Source organism: Sedimentibacter sp., assembly GCF_038562225.1.
Lineage (GTDB): Bacteria > Bacillota > Clostridia > Tissierellales > Sedimentibacteraceae > Sedimentibacter.
Genome location: NZ_JBCFAS010000002.1, coordinates 1066172 through 1082046, shown reverse-complemented (window position 1 = coordinate 1082046; position 15875 = coordinate 1066172). Strand labels below are relative to the sequence as shown.

Annotated in this window: 14 protein-coding genes; 11 read left to right on the top strand and 3 right to left on the bottom strand. The window is 31.0% G+C overall.

Annotated elements, in window-relative coordinates; genetic code table 11:
- Nucleotides 1-23: 23 nt before the first annotated feature.
- Nucleotides 24-581 carry a hypothetical protein gene (locus AAGU76_RS11430; RefSeq protein ID WP_342485615.1) on the top strand — a complete coding sequence of 186 codons (558 nt, stop codon included), beginning with the start codon at nt 24-26 and terminating at the stop codon, nt 579-581.
- 1059 nt (nt 582-1640) lie between these two features.
- On the opposite strand, the gene AAGU76_RS11425 is transcribed toward AAGU76_RS11430, so the two are convergent.
- The 3 genes from AAGU76_RS11425 to AAGU76_RS11415 form a co-directional block, all read right to left on the bottom strand.
- On the bottom strand, nt 1641-2306 hold the full coding sequence (locus AAGU76_RS11425; protein ID WP_342485614.1) for a hypothetical protein: 666 nt from the start codon (nt 2304-2306) through the stop codon (nt 1641-1643).
- 136 nt (nt 2307-2442) lie between these two features.
- Nucleotides 2443-3903, bottom strand: coding sequence for a DUF4179 domain-containing protein (locus AAGU76_RS11420; protein WP_342485613.1), 1461 nt, complete (start codon nt 3901-3903; stop codon nt 2443-2445).
- Nucleotides 3893-4426 carry a sigma-70 family RNA polymerase sigma factor gene (locus tag AAGU76_RS11415; protein ID WP_342485612.1) on the bottom strand — a complete coding sequence of 178 codons (534 nt, stop codon included), beginning with the start codon at nt 4424-4426 and terminating at the stop codon, nt 3893-3895. The genes AAGU76_RS11420 and AAGU76_RS11415 overlap by 11 nt, the downstream gene beginning before the upstream one ends.
- Before the next feature lie 835 nt (nt 4427-5261).
- Between AAGU76_RS11415 and AAGU76_RS11410 the strand changes: the two genes are divergently transcribed.
- The 10 genes from AAGU76_RS11410 (at nt 5262) to AAGU76_RS11365 (ending at nt 15852) form a co-directional block, all read left to right on the top strand.
- Entirely contained in the window at nt 5262-5927 is a 666-nt protein-coding gene (locus tag AAGU76_RS11410) for a hypothetical protein (RefSeq protein ID WP_342485611.1), read from the top strand.
- A gap of 380 nt (nt 5928-6307) precedes the next feature.
- Nucleotides 6308-6967 carry a GntR family transcriptional regulator gene (locus AAGU76_RS11405; protein WP_342485610.1) on the top strand — a complete coding sequence of 220 codons (660 nt, stop codon included), beginning with the start codon at nt 6308-6310 and terminating at the stop codon, nt 6965-6967.
- Between the two features lie 128 nt (nt 6968-7095).
- On the top strand, nt 7096-8301 hold the full coding sequence (locus AAGU76_RS11400; RefSeq protein WP_342485609.1) for an aconitase X catalytic domain-containing protein: 1206 nt from the start codon (nt 7096-7098) through the stop codon (nt 8299-8301).
- A 1-nt stretch (nt 8302) separates the two neighbouring features.
- Nucleotides 8303-8725 carry a DUF126 domain-containing protein gene (locus tag AAGU76_RS11395; RefSeq protein WP_342485608.1) on the top strand — a complete coding sequence of 141 codons (423 nt, stop codon included), beginning with the start codon at nt 8303-8305 and terminating at the stop codon, nt 8723-8725.
- 29 nt (nt 8726-8754) lie between these two features.
- Entirely contained in the window at nt 8755-10023 is a 1269-nt protein-coding gene (gene hisD / locus AAGU76_RS11390; RefSeq protein ID WP_342485607.1) for a histidinol dehydrogenase, read from the top strand.
- A gap of 202 nt (nt 10024-10225) precedes the next feature.
- Nucleotides 10226-11767, top strand: coding sequence for a sugar ABC transporter ATP-binding protein (locus AAGU76_RS11385; protein ID WP_342485606.1), 1542 nt, complete (start codon nt 10226-10228; stop codon nt 11765-11767).
- A 7-nt stretch (nt 11768-11774) separates the two neighbouring features.
- Nucleotides 11775-12800 (top strand): ABC transporter permease, encoded by a 1026-nt coding sequence (locus AAGU76_RS11380; RefSeq protein WP_342485605.1) that lies wholly within the window; start codon nt 11775-11777, stop codon nt 12798-12800.
- 36 nt (nt 12801-12836) lie between these two features.
- Entirely contained in the window at nt 12837-13955 is a 1119-nt protein-coding gene (locus tag AAGU76_RS11375) for a sugar ABC transporter substrate-binding protein (RefSeq protein WP_342485604.1), read from the top strand.
- A 94-nt stretch (nt 13956-14049) separates the two neighbouring features.
- Entirely contained in the window at nt 14050-14826 is a 777-nt protein-coding gene (locus AAGU76_RS11370) for a glucose 1-dehydrogenase (protein WP_342485603.1), read from the top strand.
- Between the two features lie 33 nt (nt 14827-14859).
- Nucleotides 14860-15852, top strand: coding sequence for an alcohol dehydrogenase catalytic domain-containing protein (locus tag AAGU76_RS11365; protein WP_342485602.1), 993 nt, complete (start codon nt 14860-14862; stop codon nt 15850-15852).
- Nucleotides 15853-15875 lie beyond the last annotated feature (23 nt).

Below are 15875 nucleotides of genomic sequence, written 5' to 3'. Positions count from 1 at the left end.
ACTAATAATAAAGGATACGAACTATGAAGAAAAAAATATTTTTATTTAGCATACTAATTTTATTGGTATTATTAACTGGAATTGGTTATATTTATGATAAAAATAGTAATATACAATATGGTTATGTTGTAAATCCTACAGTAAATATTCCACCAGTAGGATATGAAGCCAACTTACTACAAAGTAGCATTGCAAGTATAAATACTGTGCTTGAAAGTCGAGATGGAGATAAATTAATTATGTTCAAAGATGGTACATTAATCCATTTTCCTGTTAATGACGAAACTGTATTAAGCCAAATAAGTTCTGTTTATAAAGAAGTAGGCTACTGGATTATGAATCCATCTAACATGACTGAATTTGTAATAAATAAAGTGACTGTTTCGGTTAATAAACAAATTAAAGTTGATGTAAGTATAACAACTCATTTTTTAGTAGAGAATCCTAAAGAAACAGGATTTGTAATAACAGATAAAAGTAAAATAAAACTATTAGACAAAGAGTTTCATTTAGAAGATTCATTTACAATAAATGATAGTAACGAGAAAATATTGGATTTTATAAATTCTCATAATGAATAATGATAGATAAATATACATAGAAATCGCAAAAACTGCATGTAATTTAAAAAACAATAACATAGCTATAAAGAATACATCTGAATATGCAAAGTGTAACACAACTGAATTTTATTAATATGGATTATACAAAATAATAATATAGAAAGGAAAGTATACAAGGTTTCTATGGATAGAATAAATAGAGAACAGCTTTTGAAATATTCAGTGCGAGCAGGTCTGAGTTGGATTATTTCCCACTTTGTATTGTTCTATTTTTTCAATGATAACGGCCTATTGGACGGCTATGGGGATTATAATTTAGCAGCATATATTCTTATGATTGTGTACTTGATAAGCCTACTTATTTTTGACACATTGCTTTGGTTTATTAAAAGCCAGGAGGCAAATCGAGTAATGAAGCGGTATTGGGCGATAATTTGTGTTATTACATTTATATGGCTTTTGTTTAAGCAACCGCTGATGGCATCAAGGGCTGGCGGGGAAATTTTAATATTATTATTTATCTGGCTATTATCGCCTTTAGCACCAATGTTACCTTTCAGTTACTTATTACTATTTCAAAGACTCGGCATTAAATGGGATATGGTGATGACATGGCACAGTATTATAATTTTATCTATATCTTTAATTCATTTCTTTTATTTTTATATGTTGTCCAAAAGAGTTAATTGAGTGGAGAATCAACAAAATACTTTACTCTCCAGTTTCTTACATATGTAAGGAACCATATAGTCTTGTAAATACACTATAAAAGTTTCTTTTGTCAATTTATTAAGTGATGATACATCATAAACGCAATAACCTTTATTATCAGTTGCAGTAGTTAGTGTAGCAAATTCTGGTCCCAAAGTGCCTAATTTAGATGACCTTTATCCATAACGAGGTTTTCTGACTTCTTGCTTATCTAAATAGCTTATGAGATTGCTACTTCCTTTTTGACAATCTATTACAAATGTTTCATTAAAATAAATTATACCAGTTAGTGTAGGCATAGGCATTGCAGCAAGTGCAACATTAAATAGTATAACAGCACCTTTTTAAAAAAAGTACCAGTCTAGTTTAAGGCTGGGTCTCTTCATTAATCAAAACTTCGGGGTGATCTTTAATGTAAAGTTCGTTAGTGTGTATAATATCAAAAACTGTAGATAAATTATCCATTAATTCTGTTTTCCTTACAAATAAATCTCTATAGTAATATGTTTCAGGTTTTTCCATTGCTACCCTTGTGAAATAAAGCGTAGGGGATGATTCCGGATATTTAAAAACATACCTATATTCTATCAAAGAAAAATACGGAAGTTTTTCGAATTTAGCGGAGTATCTCTCCATTATGTTGCCGTATTCAATATATTCTTCTCCCCTGTAATTAACTATACCCAATCCTGTAGTCTCATAGATACTAATAACTTTATTAGATTTAGAGTCAACTACTTTTAAATTATTTAAAGATTCTTGTAATTCTTCAATATTTACATAAGTATCTTTCCCTATTTTAAAAGCTTGTATATCATTTTCTTTCCCATTAATTAGAATGTTATAACCTTCTTCAATGTTTTCAACATTTTTAACATATTTATTTTCTTCATCTGCTTGAGTAGTATTGGAATTTATTTGAGTTGTATTTGTTTTTATATTTTGAAATACATTTAACTGCATTAACAGTAAACTTAAAAATACACAACTTATAAACCCTCCCATAAAGATTAGAATATTTTTATATTTCATTTTTCCCCTTCCTTATATGTTATTTTATTGTAATAATATTAGTAAAAATCTAAATGCTGAATTAAAGGCTTATATTAAAGAGAATATTTTCCTGAAAAACTTTTTGCAAATTAATATAAGGCAGTTTTCAACATAATTAATTATTGAGTGGTATTATTATTGTTTCATCTTCATTAAGCAGCATGTTCGGCATTTCTACATACCAGAACCCTCCAATTTGATCAGAGATATTATCTGGAGCGTCTGTACTCCAAGAACCTGTTATAACAGCATTACCGTCTTGCTTATCATATTTAACTTCTTTTAAATTAATATATTTACCTATCCCCTTACTGCCATTTTTATCTAAAAACCCAAAAGCTCCATTAATAATGCTTCTGTATTGAAGTATTGCCCCATAAGGTTTGAGTGTTACTTTTATTTGATTATCATCAATTTCTATACTTTCTGTTGTATATCCACCAATATCACTTATTTTTATTTCTGTTGGAGTAGTATCATTAGACATCATTACTTGGTTTTCAGCTGGATCTCCAAAAGTTAATATTGGTATTAAATATAGTTCGTTAATTTTTTCGTTAGTAGATGGATATATAAATTCGAATACATTCTTACTGATATCTCCGTTTTCAGCAAATTTAACTATATCATTTAATACAAGATAATAGTTGCCGTTTTCATCCATCAAAGCAAAATCTCTAAAAGGTTCTGAGCCACCCTCACTTATAGCAATTTTCCCGCCAAACGGAGATATAGACAATTTATCAATTGTAATATTATGTTTATATTCTTTTCCTTGTACTATAGATGTGACTTCTGTTTGTATATTGGGAGTTACAGCAAACGAATCTTCAATTGTGCTGCTTCTATCAATTGTCATATCAAAAGACCAAGTACCTATAGTATAACAAACATATTCAGTAGATATATTTAAATTAAAAATCTTTGGCAATTCATCTGAAATTATATACTTTTCAATGACAACAAAGGAGTAATCATTTTTAAAGTAACTTTCACAATCTGTTATATCAGTAATTCCTAAATCTTTATCATCTATTTTAAATTTATAAATTGGATTTAAAGCAGGAAGATATCCCATAAAATCGCTTATACCGTATCTTTCAAAATTACGTTTAAACACTGAATCATTCATAATTATATCTTTTATAGGTACTGGACTGGTTACAGTAGACGTTATTAATATAAAGTTTCCATCTACAGCTATATTATTTATTGTAATTAAAATACCTTCACTTTCACTCGTATAATTTACAGGGGCATTGTGCTTTTCATATTCAGATTGCTTAGACTCAATATTTAGATTATCTATTTTATAAAATTCTTTTATAAAATTTTGAGTCATTTCTAATAATCTTGGTGCTGCAGCAAAGGCTGTCGTAATAAGAAATAAGGTAATTATAGAGGCTATAAGTAAAACCTTTATCCTTCGAGTATTCTTCTGTACCTTTTTAAGACCGGTATTATCTTCAGGCAATTTTTCTAGTGCTGACTTAATTGAATTCTTGAATTCTCCCGGCATAGGATTTGATTCCAGCTCAATCATAGATTTAATCATTTTATCAAAATTATTGTTCATTTGTAAGCCCTCCCTGAGTCAATAATTCGATTTTTAGTTTCTGCCTAGCTCTAAAAAGTCTTACTTTAACTGTGCTTTGTGGTATATCTAGAATTTCGCTTATATTTTTTATGCTAAAGTCATCATAATAAAATAAAACAATAATTGCTCTATACTTCTCTTCTAATTTTTGTACTGAATCCCATACTTCATAAGAAGACTCATAATCCTTACTAATTTGAGCTGGTTCAATCACTTGCTCCATATAAATTAGTTTCTTGTTTTTTCTAATGATGGAGTATGACTCATTAGACACTATCTTTAATATCCAAGCTTTAAAACAATTTAAATCTTTAATAGTATTTCTGCTTACATAGGCCTTATAAATAGCTGAACCTACGGCATCTTCAGCATCATATTCATTCAAGAGAATGCTCTTTGCTAAACGGTACATGCTAAGTTGGTGAGTTTCTACTAAATTAGAAAACTGATTTTTATTGATTGTTTCATTAGGTTTAAAATTGTCAGCTATATTGTTTGCCATTATGTTTTTACCTCTGCTTTTTTCATTTCTGATATATTGAATAAAAATGAAAGTCATGTAAAACTACTTAGTGGTTGATGCTCAATTACCTATTATTTCCATATACTAATAAGTATAACCTATACGAAATATAGAGTCTACAACTTATCAAACTACTACATTTAAATTTAATTTCATATATAAGACAATTAACTAAGCTAAAAGGTTACATTTTAATGCAAATGTTTTTGAAATATTTCCTCATTCATCAAGATTAAATTTTTAAAAGAAATTGAAATAAGTAATTGGAAATATGCAACCTTTTTTGCTCATATAGAGTCTTATTAATATAGATAGATTTACACAAATAGAGAAGTGGAAAATATTTAAATAGATTTGTTTCCTGACTATGGAAGACAAATTCCTTTTGGCACAGGTACTTCGATAGTATATAATTATCTTGATTACAGATTTAAAAATACAACAGATATTACATTTCAACTTATAACATATACATCAGAAGAATATTTAAATGGAGAGGTCAGAGCTAACAAGCCGCTTGATTGTAAATATCATATAAAATCGGAGGATGAGTATTTCTCCAAAGAAAACGATGAGATATTCAGAAATGGAAAAATATTTAGATATTGCGTCGATTTGAAAACAGGCAATTCAATATCCGCAGAGCTAATAAAGACAAATCATGCTAAAGTAATGTATGATGTATCACTTTAGATAACAAATAATTGAGCCATATGGCTTTTATATTTGATTTGTCTTTTTAGACCAGGGGGATTTAGTGAATAGAAATTTCATTCTGTAATTGTTAACAGTTATGTTTATACAAGGGGGAAGTATGGCTAGATACAAGAATATGGTTTTATTTATGATTGCACTTTTGCTGCTTACTGTAAGAGAAGTAGCAGTGACTCAAATTGGAAGGATGAAGCGAAAAGATTCAGAAATCATATCCCTGAACAAAAAGTTCAGCATAGTGGGGTTGATGTACCTTGTTTTTCTAGTTTTCTGGATTGTTTTAACCGCAAGGAATGTTTTAAAGGTTTACCATCTGCTTAAATATGATTATGTGGACAGCATTTTTCAGATGTTCAACCTGAGTTATATGGATAACTTGATTGAAGGTTTTTTTAATGACAACGATCATGTATGGTACTTCCGAACATACGACTACATGTTTAATTTAACAAACGGGCTGTATTGGATGTTTTTTTCGCTGAATATGTTACTTATGTATTTTTACAGGGGAGCCATAGGAACAATAATTTACGAAGAAGGAATCACAGACAGCGGCAACTTCTTTAAATGGGAAAAATTCAAGGAATACTATTGCTGTGGACCGTACAAGAAGACGTTTAAAGAAGGAACATATTACAAATTCATATTCAGTCGTCCAACGTTCTTTTTTAAGGATAATACTCTGGTCTTGAATGTCGACAGCGAATACAAGGAAGCAGTTGATAAAGCCGTGTCAGTCTATGTACAGAAAACAGAGGAGAAATAATAATGGATGTGCTATTGCATTAAGTACATTTCTGTCATCCTGAGCGTTAGCGAAGGATCTCATATGTTGAAACAATGAGATTCTTCGGGCTAAAGCCCTTAGAATGACACAATAATGATCACTAATGCAGCAGCTCTTCTAATTATAAAGAGAATATCTTCCTGAAACATGATACTATAAATTTAATATAAGATATAATTATTGCAATATAATAGTTTCCATTCCAATCTCCCAATGTAAAATCTGCTTCCATATTCAGATCAGCATGTTGTTCCTTTGATTAAATTTCACATAGATAAAATTAATATATTAGTATTGACATAATATTATTATATCAGTATAATAGATGTATACATGTAATATATATGAAGGTAGAGAATATGGCGCAAATAAAATATGCACAAAAAAAGAAAAATTTAAGAGAAATAGCTTACGAACAACTAAAAGAAGATATATTCAGAAACAAAATTAAGCCTGGAGACTGCTTAAGTGAAAACCTTATTGCCAGTGAGCTTAATATGAGCAGAACTCCTGTAAGAGAAGCCCTAAGAATGCTTTCCAGCGAAGATTTAGTTGAAATAAAAGACGGAATTGGAATTTATGTAAAAACGATTTCATTTAAAGATATTAAAGATATTTTTGAAGTTCGCAAAGCATTAGAAACATTAGCAATTAAAACATCTATTAACAGAATTACTGATTTGGATGTTGAATTATTAGAAAAAAAATTCATAAATTTATTAAAAGACCATGAACAAGGAGTTAATATTTCATTGGAAGCATTTGCAGATGTTGACTGGGAATTGGACGAACTAATAGTTAATAAGTGCAATAATGATTACGTTATTTCCATAATTAAAGAAATAAATGCAACGATTAGAAGATATCAATATCTTTCTCATGAAGCATTTAACGATGTACAAGAAAGCACAACTCAACATTTAAGAATCTTATCATATATAAGAGATAAAAATTTGGAAAAAGTCATTGAAGAAAATGAAAGGCATATAGACTGGTCTCTAAATTGTTTTTTAAAATAGAATTTAAACTTGTAATAATAAAAAAACTAACAAATATATTACTAATTATTTTTTTACACAAGGTGTATACATCTGATATCCAGATAATATTTCAAGACATATAATATAATTTATTGAAGGAGGAGAAAATGAAATTAACACAAGAACAGCAAGATATGCTTGACGGAAAATATGGTAAAGGGACTCAATATGCAATGAAAATTCAGGTTGCTATTGGTGAATCCTTTAAAGCAGAAAAAATGGTTCCTATCACTAGAGCACATGTTGCTTTAAGCAATCAGGAAGCAGATTTATGGTTTGCTGAAAAGTTATTGAATTCAGGTGCTAAATGCAGGATTAGCCCAACTGTTAATCCAGGATTTTGTTTATCATTTTTCACTGAAAAAAACATGGTAAACGAAGAAGATGCAAATTTAATGCAAAGAACTCACAATGCTTACAAAGGGTTAGGAGCAGTACTAAGTTACAATTGCACTCCATACATAGATACAAATGTTCCTAACTATGGGGAAAACGTTGCGTTTTCTGAATCAAGCGCAACTCCTTATGTAAATTCAGTATGGGGAGCAAGAAGCAACAGAGAAGGTGCAAATTCTGCTCTTTGTGCAGCTATAACAGGTTATGTTCCTGAATATGGACTTTTGCTTGATGAAAACAGAAAAGGAAGTATATTAGTTGAAGTTCAGGCAGAAATGAAGACTCCTTTTGACTATCATATTCTTGGAATGATGGGCAAAAAGATCGGCAAGGGGATTCCAGTTTTTATAGGTCTTCCTAATCATATAAGCAAGGAAGATTTAAGAAATTTAGGTGCACAGCTTAATACTTCAGGTGCTTATGATATGTATCACATAGTTGGATTTACTCCTGAAGCACCAACATTGGAGGCAGCATTTGGCGGGAAAGAACCTGTTAGAAGTGTCATAATTACTGATGAAGACTTAAAAGAAGAATTAAATAGCATTTCATTGGAAGGAAACAGACAAATTGATTTTGCAATGTTTGGATGTCCTCATTTCACTTTGGAGGAAGTAAAACATATTGCAAATAAAATAGAAGGCAAAAAATTGCAAAAAGAAATGTGGATTCTCACATCAAGCCATGTAAAAGAAATGTCTGACCGAATGGGATTTACAGAAATAATTGAAGCATCAGGAGGAACAATAGTTCCTGATACATGTCCTGACCAACCATGCTGGGGACATTTAAAGGGTAAAGTTGGCGTCACTGAATCTCCTAAATGTGCGTACTATCCGCAAAAAAGAGGAATCCATTTTGTTATACGGGATTTAGATACATGCATAGAAGCATCTTTAACAGGAGAGGTGAAATAATATGGATAATAGCAAGAAAATATTTAAATGCCACAAAATATCAGAGGGTATTGCAGAAGGAGAAGTTATTTTATCAAATGATGATATATGCTTTTATCTAATAGATCCTCCTACAGGAAAAATAATAGAGCCTGCACACGAACTAGAAGGTAAAACAATGGCTAATAAAATTTTAATTTTCCCAAGCGGAAAAGGCAGTTCTGTTGTACAAGCAGATGGGTTGTACCAATTAAATCAAAAGAACAATGCACCAAAAGCAATGATAATAAAATATCCAGAAACAGTGCTTGTTTCCAGTGCAATCATAATGGAGATACCAATGGTTGATGATGTGGAAGAGGATTTTTACAATGTAGTAAAAGACGGCGATATTGTTAAAGTCGATGCAAACAATGGCTATATATATATTCTAAATAATAATTGAATAAATTAAAAAATTATAAGGAGATAATTATGATAATTTATAAAGAAGCTATTAAAAAAACATACAAAAGAGATTTAGATGTTAGCAAATCTGTAAGTGAAATCATTAATAATATTATCAAAGATGGAGATAAGGAAATTATCTCATTGTCTAAAAAATTTGAAAATATTGACTTAGAAAGTATAAGAATATCAAAAGAGTCGATAAAAGATGCTTATAATAAAGTTGATTATGAAATAGTTGAAGCTATGAAAAAAGCAGCTGAACAAATAAAGTTTTATGCAGAAAAACAGTTAGAATGTCTATTACCATTAGAAGTAAAAACATCTGTTGAAGGTGTAACTTTAGGACATAGACTAGTGCCAGTAGAATCCGTTGGTGCATACGTACCAGGAGGAAGATATCCGTTGCCAAGTACTGCATTAATGCTTTCAATACCTGCTAAAGTTGCTGGCGTTAAGAGAGTTGCCGCATGTAGTCCTGCTTCTAAAGAATTTGGAACAATACATCCAGCTGTTTTAGTTGCTCTGGATATTGCAGGAGTAGATGAAGTATATTGTGTTGGTGGTGCTCAAGCTATAGCAGCATTAACTTACGGAACAGAAACAATTAAAAGCGTTGATTTAATAGCTGGGCCTGGAAATAAATTTGTTACTGAGGCTAAAAGACAGGTTTTAGGTGAAGTAGGCATTGATAGTTTGGCAGGACCGAGCGAGGTCTTAATAATTGCAGATGAATTTGCCAATCCCAAATATGTAGCTATTGACCTTCTTGCACAAAGTGAACACGATCCAAATGCAAGAGCAACTCTTCTTACAACCTCTGAAAAACTAGCACAATCAGTTATTAATGAATTGAATAATTTTGCTAATGAGTTATCAACTGGTGAAATAGCAAGAAAATCATGGGAAGATAATGGTACTATAATTATTACTGAAAATATGGACGAGGCGATAAAAATTTCAAATGAGATAGCACCTGAGCATTTAGAAGTACATACAAAAAATGATAAAGAAGTAGCTGAAAAACTTATGCATTTTGGCTCGCTATTTATAGGTGAATATACACCTGTAGCTTTTGGAGATTACTGTTCTGGAACTAATCATACATTACCAACAATGAGAACTGCACGATATTCAAATGGAGTTTGGGTTGGGACTTTTATAAAGACATCATTCTATCAACATATTACTAAGGAAGGGTGCGAAAATCTTTCAAACACTTGTATTAAGATGGCTGGAGTTGAAGGCTTATTTGCACATCAGAAATCAGTTATTGTTAGAGTGAATGGCAAATAAATTAAAAATTTTACTATATAAAGAAAGTAATTTCTTAATACATTTAGAAATTTCTTTCTTTATAGTTACATAATTATTATTTTGAAAGTATATAAATGAATTTCTATTAAAGTAGAAAGGTGTTTATGTAAATGATTACAAAACATAAAAACAAAAACGGAATAAAAACATATAAGCATAATGAAAGGAGGGCTGATACAAAGTGGCAGAGTTAGCATTAAATAAAAAGGGTGATATTGTTCTTGAATTAAAGCATATAACCAAGTTATATGCTGGTACAGTTGCACTTGAGGACGTTAATCTAACTATAAGAAAAGGAGAAGTACATGGATTAATCGGTAAAAATGGTGCAGGAAAATCTACTTTGGTAGGCATTATTTCTGGTATCATTCAACCAAGCCAGGGTGAGATTCGCATAAATGGAAATAGCGTTCGTTCACTTACTCCAAGTGTTGCAAAAAAACATAAAATATCAATTATTACTCAGGAACCTCAAGTAATTGAAGAAAGTACTGTAACTGAAAACCTATTCATGCCGGATTACCAAAATGGGAAACAGTTTATTAATTGGAGGTTGATGGAGGACAAGGCAAAAGAAATACTTGATGAAATTGGTTTTCATGTTGAACCTTATCTTAAGATTCAAGATCTATCAATTAGTGAAAAACAGCTGCTTTTGGTTATTAAATCATGCTACGTTGAAGATGCTGACATTATAATCATGGATGAAGTATCTGCTTCTTTGAACCAAAAAGACGAAAAAATACTTTATTCGATTATAAGAGAACGAATTGAAGCTGGTAAAACAGTAATTTTTATATCGCATCATACAGATGAATTATTGAGGATCTGTGATAAAGTGTCAGTTTTACGTGATGGACACAGTGTGGGATGCCATTCTTGCAGTGATTTGGATATGAAGAGTCTTGCAGCTCTCATAGTTGGAAATACAAATTATGATGCATTAAAATTAGAAGATAAATCAAATATGATTAGTGACGAAGTTGTATTTGAATTGAATGATTTCACAAGTTATGGAAAGTTCCAAGATATAGAATTGAAATTACATAAAGGTGAAATTGTTGGTCTTGCTGGTTTGCGTGGAAGTGGTAGAACAGAATTGTTCAAAAGCATATGTGGGATTGAAACTCATGACAAGGGAAGTATAAAATTACAAGGGAAAGCGAAGAGTTATAAATCACCATCAGAATCATGTGAAGACGGAATACTTTATCTTGCTGAAGAGAGAGAAACTGAAGGGTTGATTTCAATATCATCAATAAAGAAAAATATTACTATAAACATATTACCACAAATTAGTAAAGGAGAATTTGTATTAAATAGATTAGAAAATAATTTAACTAATGATCTTATTAAAACATTAAGCATTAAAGCTTTTTCTCAAGATCAGGAGATAAATCAATTGAGTGGAGGCAATAAGCAAAAAGTTTTAGTTGGTAAAATTCTGGCTAGGAAACCTATTGTATGTTTGCTTGATGAACCTACACGTGGTGTGGATATTGAAGCTAAAGAAAGTATTTTGTATTCTATTAATGAAGAAATGCGGAAAAGTTCCAGTATTTTAATAAGTTCTCCAGGTATTGATGATTTAATTAAGATAAGCGATAAGATACTTGTTTTATATAATGGCAAGATAATTGATCAGTTTGATCGAAATGAATTTGATGAACAAGATATTTATCGCGCAATGCAAGGTGAAATAATTCATAAATGTGAGGTGTAGCTTAAAGATGAAATCAATTACTAAATTTCAATTGTTCGTTTTAGATAATCTGGTATGGTTACTTGTAGTATTGTTTTTTATTTATAATACGATAGCAACTCCATCGTTCTTTACAGCAAAAAATCAGATTAACATATTATTTCAAACTTCCTTGATGGGCGTACTTGTTTTGGCTCAAGGTATTGTGATGATGGTTGGTGAGTTAGATCTGTCTATAGATGCAACATTAGCTTTTGCGCCTGGAATAGCAATTCTACTGTCAACTCATATTGCAGGACTAAATCCAATGTTAAGTATTTTAATTACTTTGGTATTCGGGTCAATAATTGGATTATTTAATGGTGTGTGCGTAGCTAAGTTAAAAGCAAATTCGTTCTTACTAACTCTTTCTTCTCAGATTGTAATGCGTGGATTGGTATTATTTTTGATTCCATTTTCACTTTCTAATCTTAGTTCAATATACACTTACTTAGGAAGAGGAAAAATTGGGGCTTTTCCAATTGCAGCAATTTCTTTAATCATAATTTATTTGATTTTTGAAGTAATATTTAGTAAGACAATTTTTGGTCGTAAATTCATACTCACTGGTGGAAATAGACAAGCTTCTTATATTTCAGGTATTAAGACGGACCGTGTTATTATTATGGCATTTGTAATAGCGGGTATATTATCAGCTTTGGCAGGACTCATAGCCGCAGGACGTCAGAATGCTGTTTCTAATAGTATGGGAATTAATATGGGTATGATGGCAATTACTGGCGCAATACTTGGTGGATGTAGTTTTAATGGCGGTATGGGAAAACCTATTGGTATGCTTGGAGGAGCACTTCTTTTAGGAATGATTGATAATGCACTAACATTGAAAGGTGTTAATGTTAATTTGGTAAGTATGACTAAAGGGATATTAATTTTTGTGGCAATTCTTCTTGATCGTAGTAAATACAAAATTAAATCAAATATTATGTACAAAGAGAATTTGAGAAAGCTTGCTGAAAATGCAGATAAACTTGTATGTAATTCAGACAAGGTATAAAAATTTTAAAAAAAATATAAAAAATGGAGGTATTATATGAAAAAAATAAAAGTTTTTTTAACGACAGTAATGGTGATTTTAATGTTCTCACTAACAGTTGGTTGTGGTTCACAAAGTAAGCCTTCAAGCACTGAAAACACAGATAATAAAGGGTCAACAACAGGTAATTCAGCAGAACGTAAAAAAATCGGTATGGTAGTAAAGAACACAAATTCAGAGTATATACAAGCTTTTATAATTGGTGCAACACAAACTTGCGAAGAATTAGGTATAGATTTGGTAGTAACAGATGCTCAAGCTGATAGCCTAAAAATAATGGATGCAATTGATACTTTTATTGTTCAAGATATTGATGGTTTTATTTTAGCAGGTGCGGAAGATCTTGTTACTTTAGTTCCAGGTATAGAAAAGTTGAATGAAGCAAAGATACCAGTATTTGCATTGGATACTTGTCCAGAAGGTGGATATGTTGATATGTTTTTAACCTTTGACTTACAAGCTTCATCTGAAAAAGCTGCAAGGCAGATGGTAGAAGGTATTAAGAAGGCGAATAATGGACAGGTACCAGAAGGTGTTGTTATTGAAATTACTGGGTCTCTCGTTGATATGTTTACTACAGAATGCCATAACGGGTTTATAAAGGTAATGGAAGAATATCCACAATTAACTGTTGTACAAGGAGAAGGAAAATGGAATAATGATGATTCATACAACAGAACAAGTGATTTATTGACAAGGTATGGTGATGAGGTTGTTGCAGTTTATGTTCAAACCCCTGACATAATGGGTTCTGGTGCTGTAGCTGCTATTGAAAATGCCGGTAAAAATCCTGCTGATTATTTTATTTCAGGTATTTGTATAGGCTTAGAAGGTATTGATTTATTAAATAAAGGCAAGCTTTATGCTGTAGTTGAACAACCTGCACTAGATAGTTCTATTTTAGCAGTTCGTTATTTAAATGATATCTTTAATGGAAAAGAAATACCTAAAGTAGGTGATACAGTTAAAGAAGAAGGTGCTTTATGGTCACCGGCTACAGTAATAGAAAATACATTTGCAGATGGTGGAACTACTATGATATTACTAGGGCCGCTTGTACCACAGGAAGTTTCATCGGATAATGAAAAACTTTGGGAAAACAGGATTAAAAAATAGGATTATAACATTGTTCTATTATAAATAAAGTGACGGGATTATATTTAATATTTTCCCGTTACTAAAACTAATTATATAACTTGGAGGTAAATATATGTCAATTTTGAATGGAATAAATCTTTTTGATCTAAAAGATAAAGTTGTATTAGTAACAGGTGCAGGTAACGGATTAGGCAAGGGTTATTCTCGTGTTTTTGCAGAATCAGGATGCAAAGTAGCTTGCGCTGATATTAATAAGGAAGCTAGTGAAAAAACTTCAGCAGATATTATCGCTGAAGGAGGTATTGCAAAATCATTTGTTGTTGATGTAACCAACATAGAATCAATTAACACTTTGATTGAGGAGATAGTAAAAGAATTTGGTAAAATAGATATTCTTGTGAATAATGCTGGAATAGAAATAGCTGAACCGTTTTTTGATGTAACACCGGAACATTTTGATAAAATAAATAGTGTTAATATTCGTGGTGTTTATTTTGTTTCTCAAGCAGTAGCAAAGCTTATGAAGAAAAATGGTGGTGGAAAAATAATTAATATTGGTTCTTTAGGTAGTTATATTGGTTTAGCTGAATCCAGTGTTTATTGTTCCACTAAAGGCGCAGTTATACAACTTTCGAAAACTATAGCTCTTGAGTTAGCTAATGATAATATTCAAGTAAATTGTATAGCTCCAGGTTATTTTATAACACCAATGACACAACCGTTTTATGATGATCCTAAACATAGAGCTTGGATTGAAGATAGAATTCCAATGAGTCGATGGGGTACGGTGGCTGATTTAGCTGGCCCTATGCTATTTCTTGCCTCTTCTGCTAGCAACTATATAACTGGTCAGACTGTTATAGTTGATGGAGGGTGGTTAGCAAGTTAGCATTTTTATAATAATTTAGTAAGGAGACATTTTATGAGAGCGGTAAGATTTTACGGTGTTGGAGATGTAAGGGTTGAGGAAATTGAAAAAGTAAAATCTACAGATAAACAAGCATTAGTAAAAATTATTTATGGCGGAATATGTGGATCGGATTTACATATTTTTAGAGAAGGAATGTTTGTAAAAAATATTCCGGAAACTATGGGGCATGAATTTATTGGTCGTGTGGTTAAAGTTCCAACAGGCTCAGATTTAAATGAAGGTGATATAGTGATAGGGGATCCTCGTGTGCCATGCGGAAATTGTAATGCATGTAAATCAGGTGAATATAATCGTTGTAAAGATTTAGGTTTCATTGGTGAAGTTTCGCCCGGTGCTTTTGCTGAGTACTTAGCAATTGAACCCCAAAAATTAATTAAAATAAAACATGATGTTGATACGAAGCGAGGTGCATTAGCAGAACCTTTAGCAGTAGCAGTTCATGCTTGTCATAATATTGTTTCATCAAACCCTAAACGAGTACTAATAGCTGGTGCCGGTCCAATAGGACTATTAATAGCATATTTATTAAAATTTCAATACGGTATTTTAAAAGTAGCAGTTACAGATATAGATGAATACCGTCTAAAAAAAGCTATTCAAGCAGGTGTAGATGAAGTAATAACATCAATTGAAAATACAAATGGAGAATATGATTGTATAGTTGATGCAGTTGGCTTACCTAATGTTCTAAATACATCTTTATCAGCAATTGCACCTGGAGGATGTATATATATTTCAGCTATTTACGAAAAAAATCCTATTTTAGATGTAAATATTATTGTAGGTAATGAACTCCTTATAAAAGGCAATAACGCATATAGTTTTAAAGATTTAGAAGAAGCAGTAGAAATGATTAATAGTGGAAGTTATGATTTTTCATGGTTAATTAGCAGAATTGTACATGTTGATAATGCACCAAATGCATTTGATTTATTAACTACAAGAGAAAAGAAAGATTTAAAAATATTGATTGATTTTCAATAGTGAATTTTTTGTTTATATTCAAC

Excerpts from the sequence above, each read along its gene's own strand:
- AAGU76_RS11380 (WP_342485605.1), top strand. The coding sequence starts at position 11,775 with ATGAAATCAATTACTAAATTTCAATTGTTCGTTTTAGATAATCTGGTA.
- AAGU76_RS11370 (WP_342485603.1), top strand. The coding sequence starts at position 14,050 with ATGTCAATTTTGAATGGAATAAATCTTTTTGATCTAAAAGATAAAGTT.
- AAGU76_RS11365 (WP_342485602.1), top strand. The coding sequence starts at position 14,860 with ATGAGAGCGGTAAGATTTTACGGTGTTGGAGATGTAAGGGTTGAGGAA.
- AAGU76_RS11425 (WP_342485614.1), bottom strand. The coding sequence starts at position 2,306 with ATGAAATATAAAAATATTCTAATCTTTATGGGAGGGTTTATAAGTTGT.
- AAGU76_RS11420 (WP_342485613.1), bottom strand. The coding sequence starts at position 3,903 with ATGAACAATAATTTTGATAAAATGATTAAATCTATGATTGAGCTGGAA.
- AAGU76_RS11410 (WP_342485611.1), top strand. The coding sequence starts at position 5,262 with ATGGCTAGATACAAGAATATGGTTTTATTTATGATTGCACTTTTGCTG.
- hisD (WP_342485607.1), top strand. The coding sequence starts at position 8,755 with ATGATAATTTATAAAGAAGCTATTAAAAAAACATACAAAAGAGATTTA.
- AAGU76_RS11375 (WP_342485604.1), top strand. The coding sequence starts at position 12,837 with ATGAAAAAAATAAAAGTTTTTTTAACGACAGTAATGGTGATTTTAATG.
- AAGU76_RS11395 (WP_342485608.1), top strand. The coding sequence starts at position 8,303 with ATGGATAATAGCAAGAAAATATTTAAATGCCACAAAATATCAGAGGGT.
- AAGU76_RS11415 (WP_342485612.1), bottom strand. The coding sequence starts at position 4,426 with ATGGCAAACAATATAGCTGACAATTTTAAACCTAATGAAACAATCAAT.
- AAGU76_RS11405 (WP_342485610.1), top strand. The coding sequence starts at position 6,308 with ATGGCGCAAATAAAATATGCACAAAAAAAGAAAAATTTAAGAGAAATA.
- AAGU76_RS11400 (WP_342485609.1), top strand. The coding sequence starts at position 7,096 with ATGAAATTAACACAAGAACAGCAAGATATGCTTGACGGAAAATATGGT.
- AAGU76_RS11430 (WP_342485615.1), top strand. The coding sequence starts at position 24 with ATGAAGAAAAAAATATTTTTATTTAGCATACTAATTTTATTGGTATTA.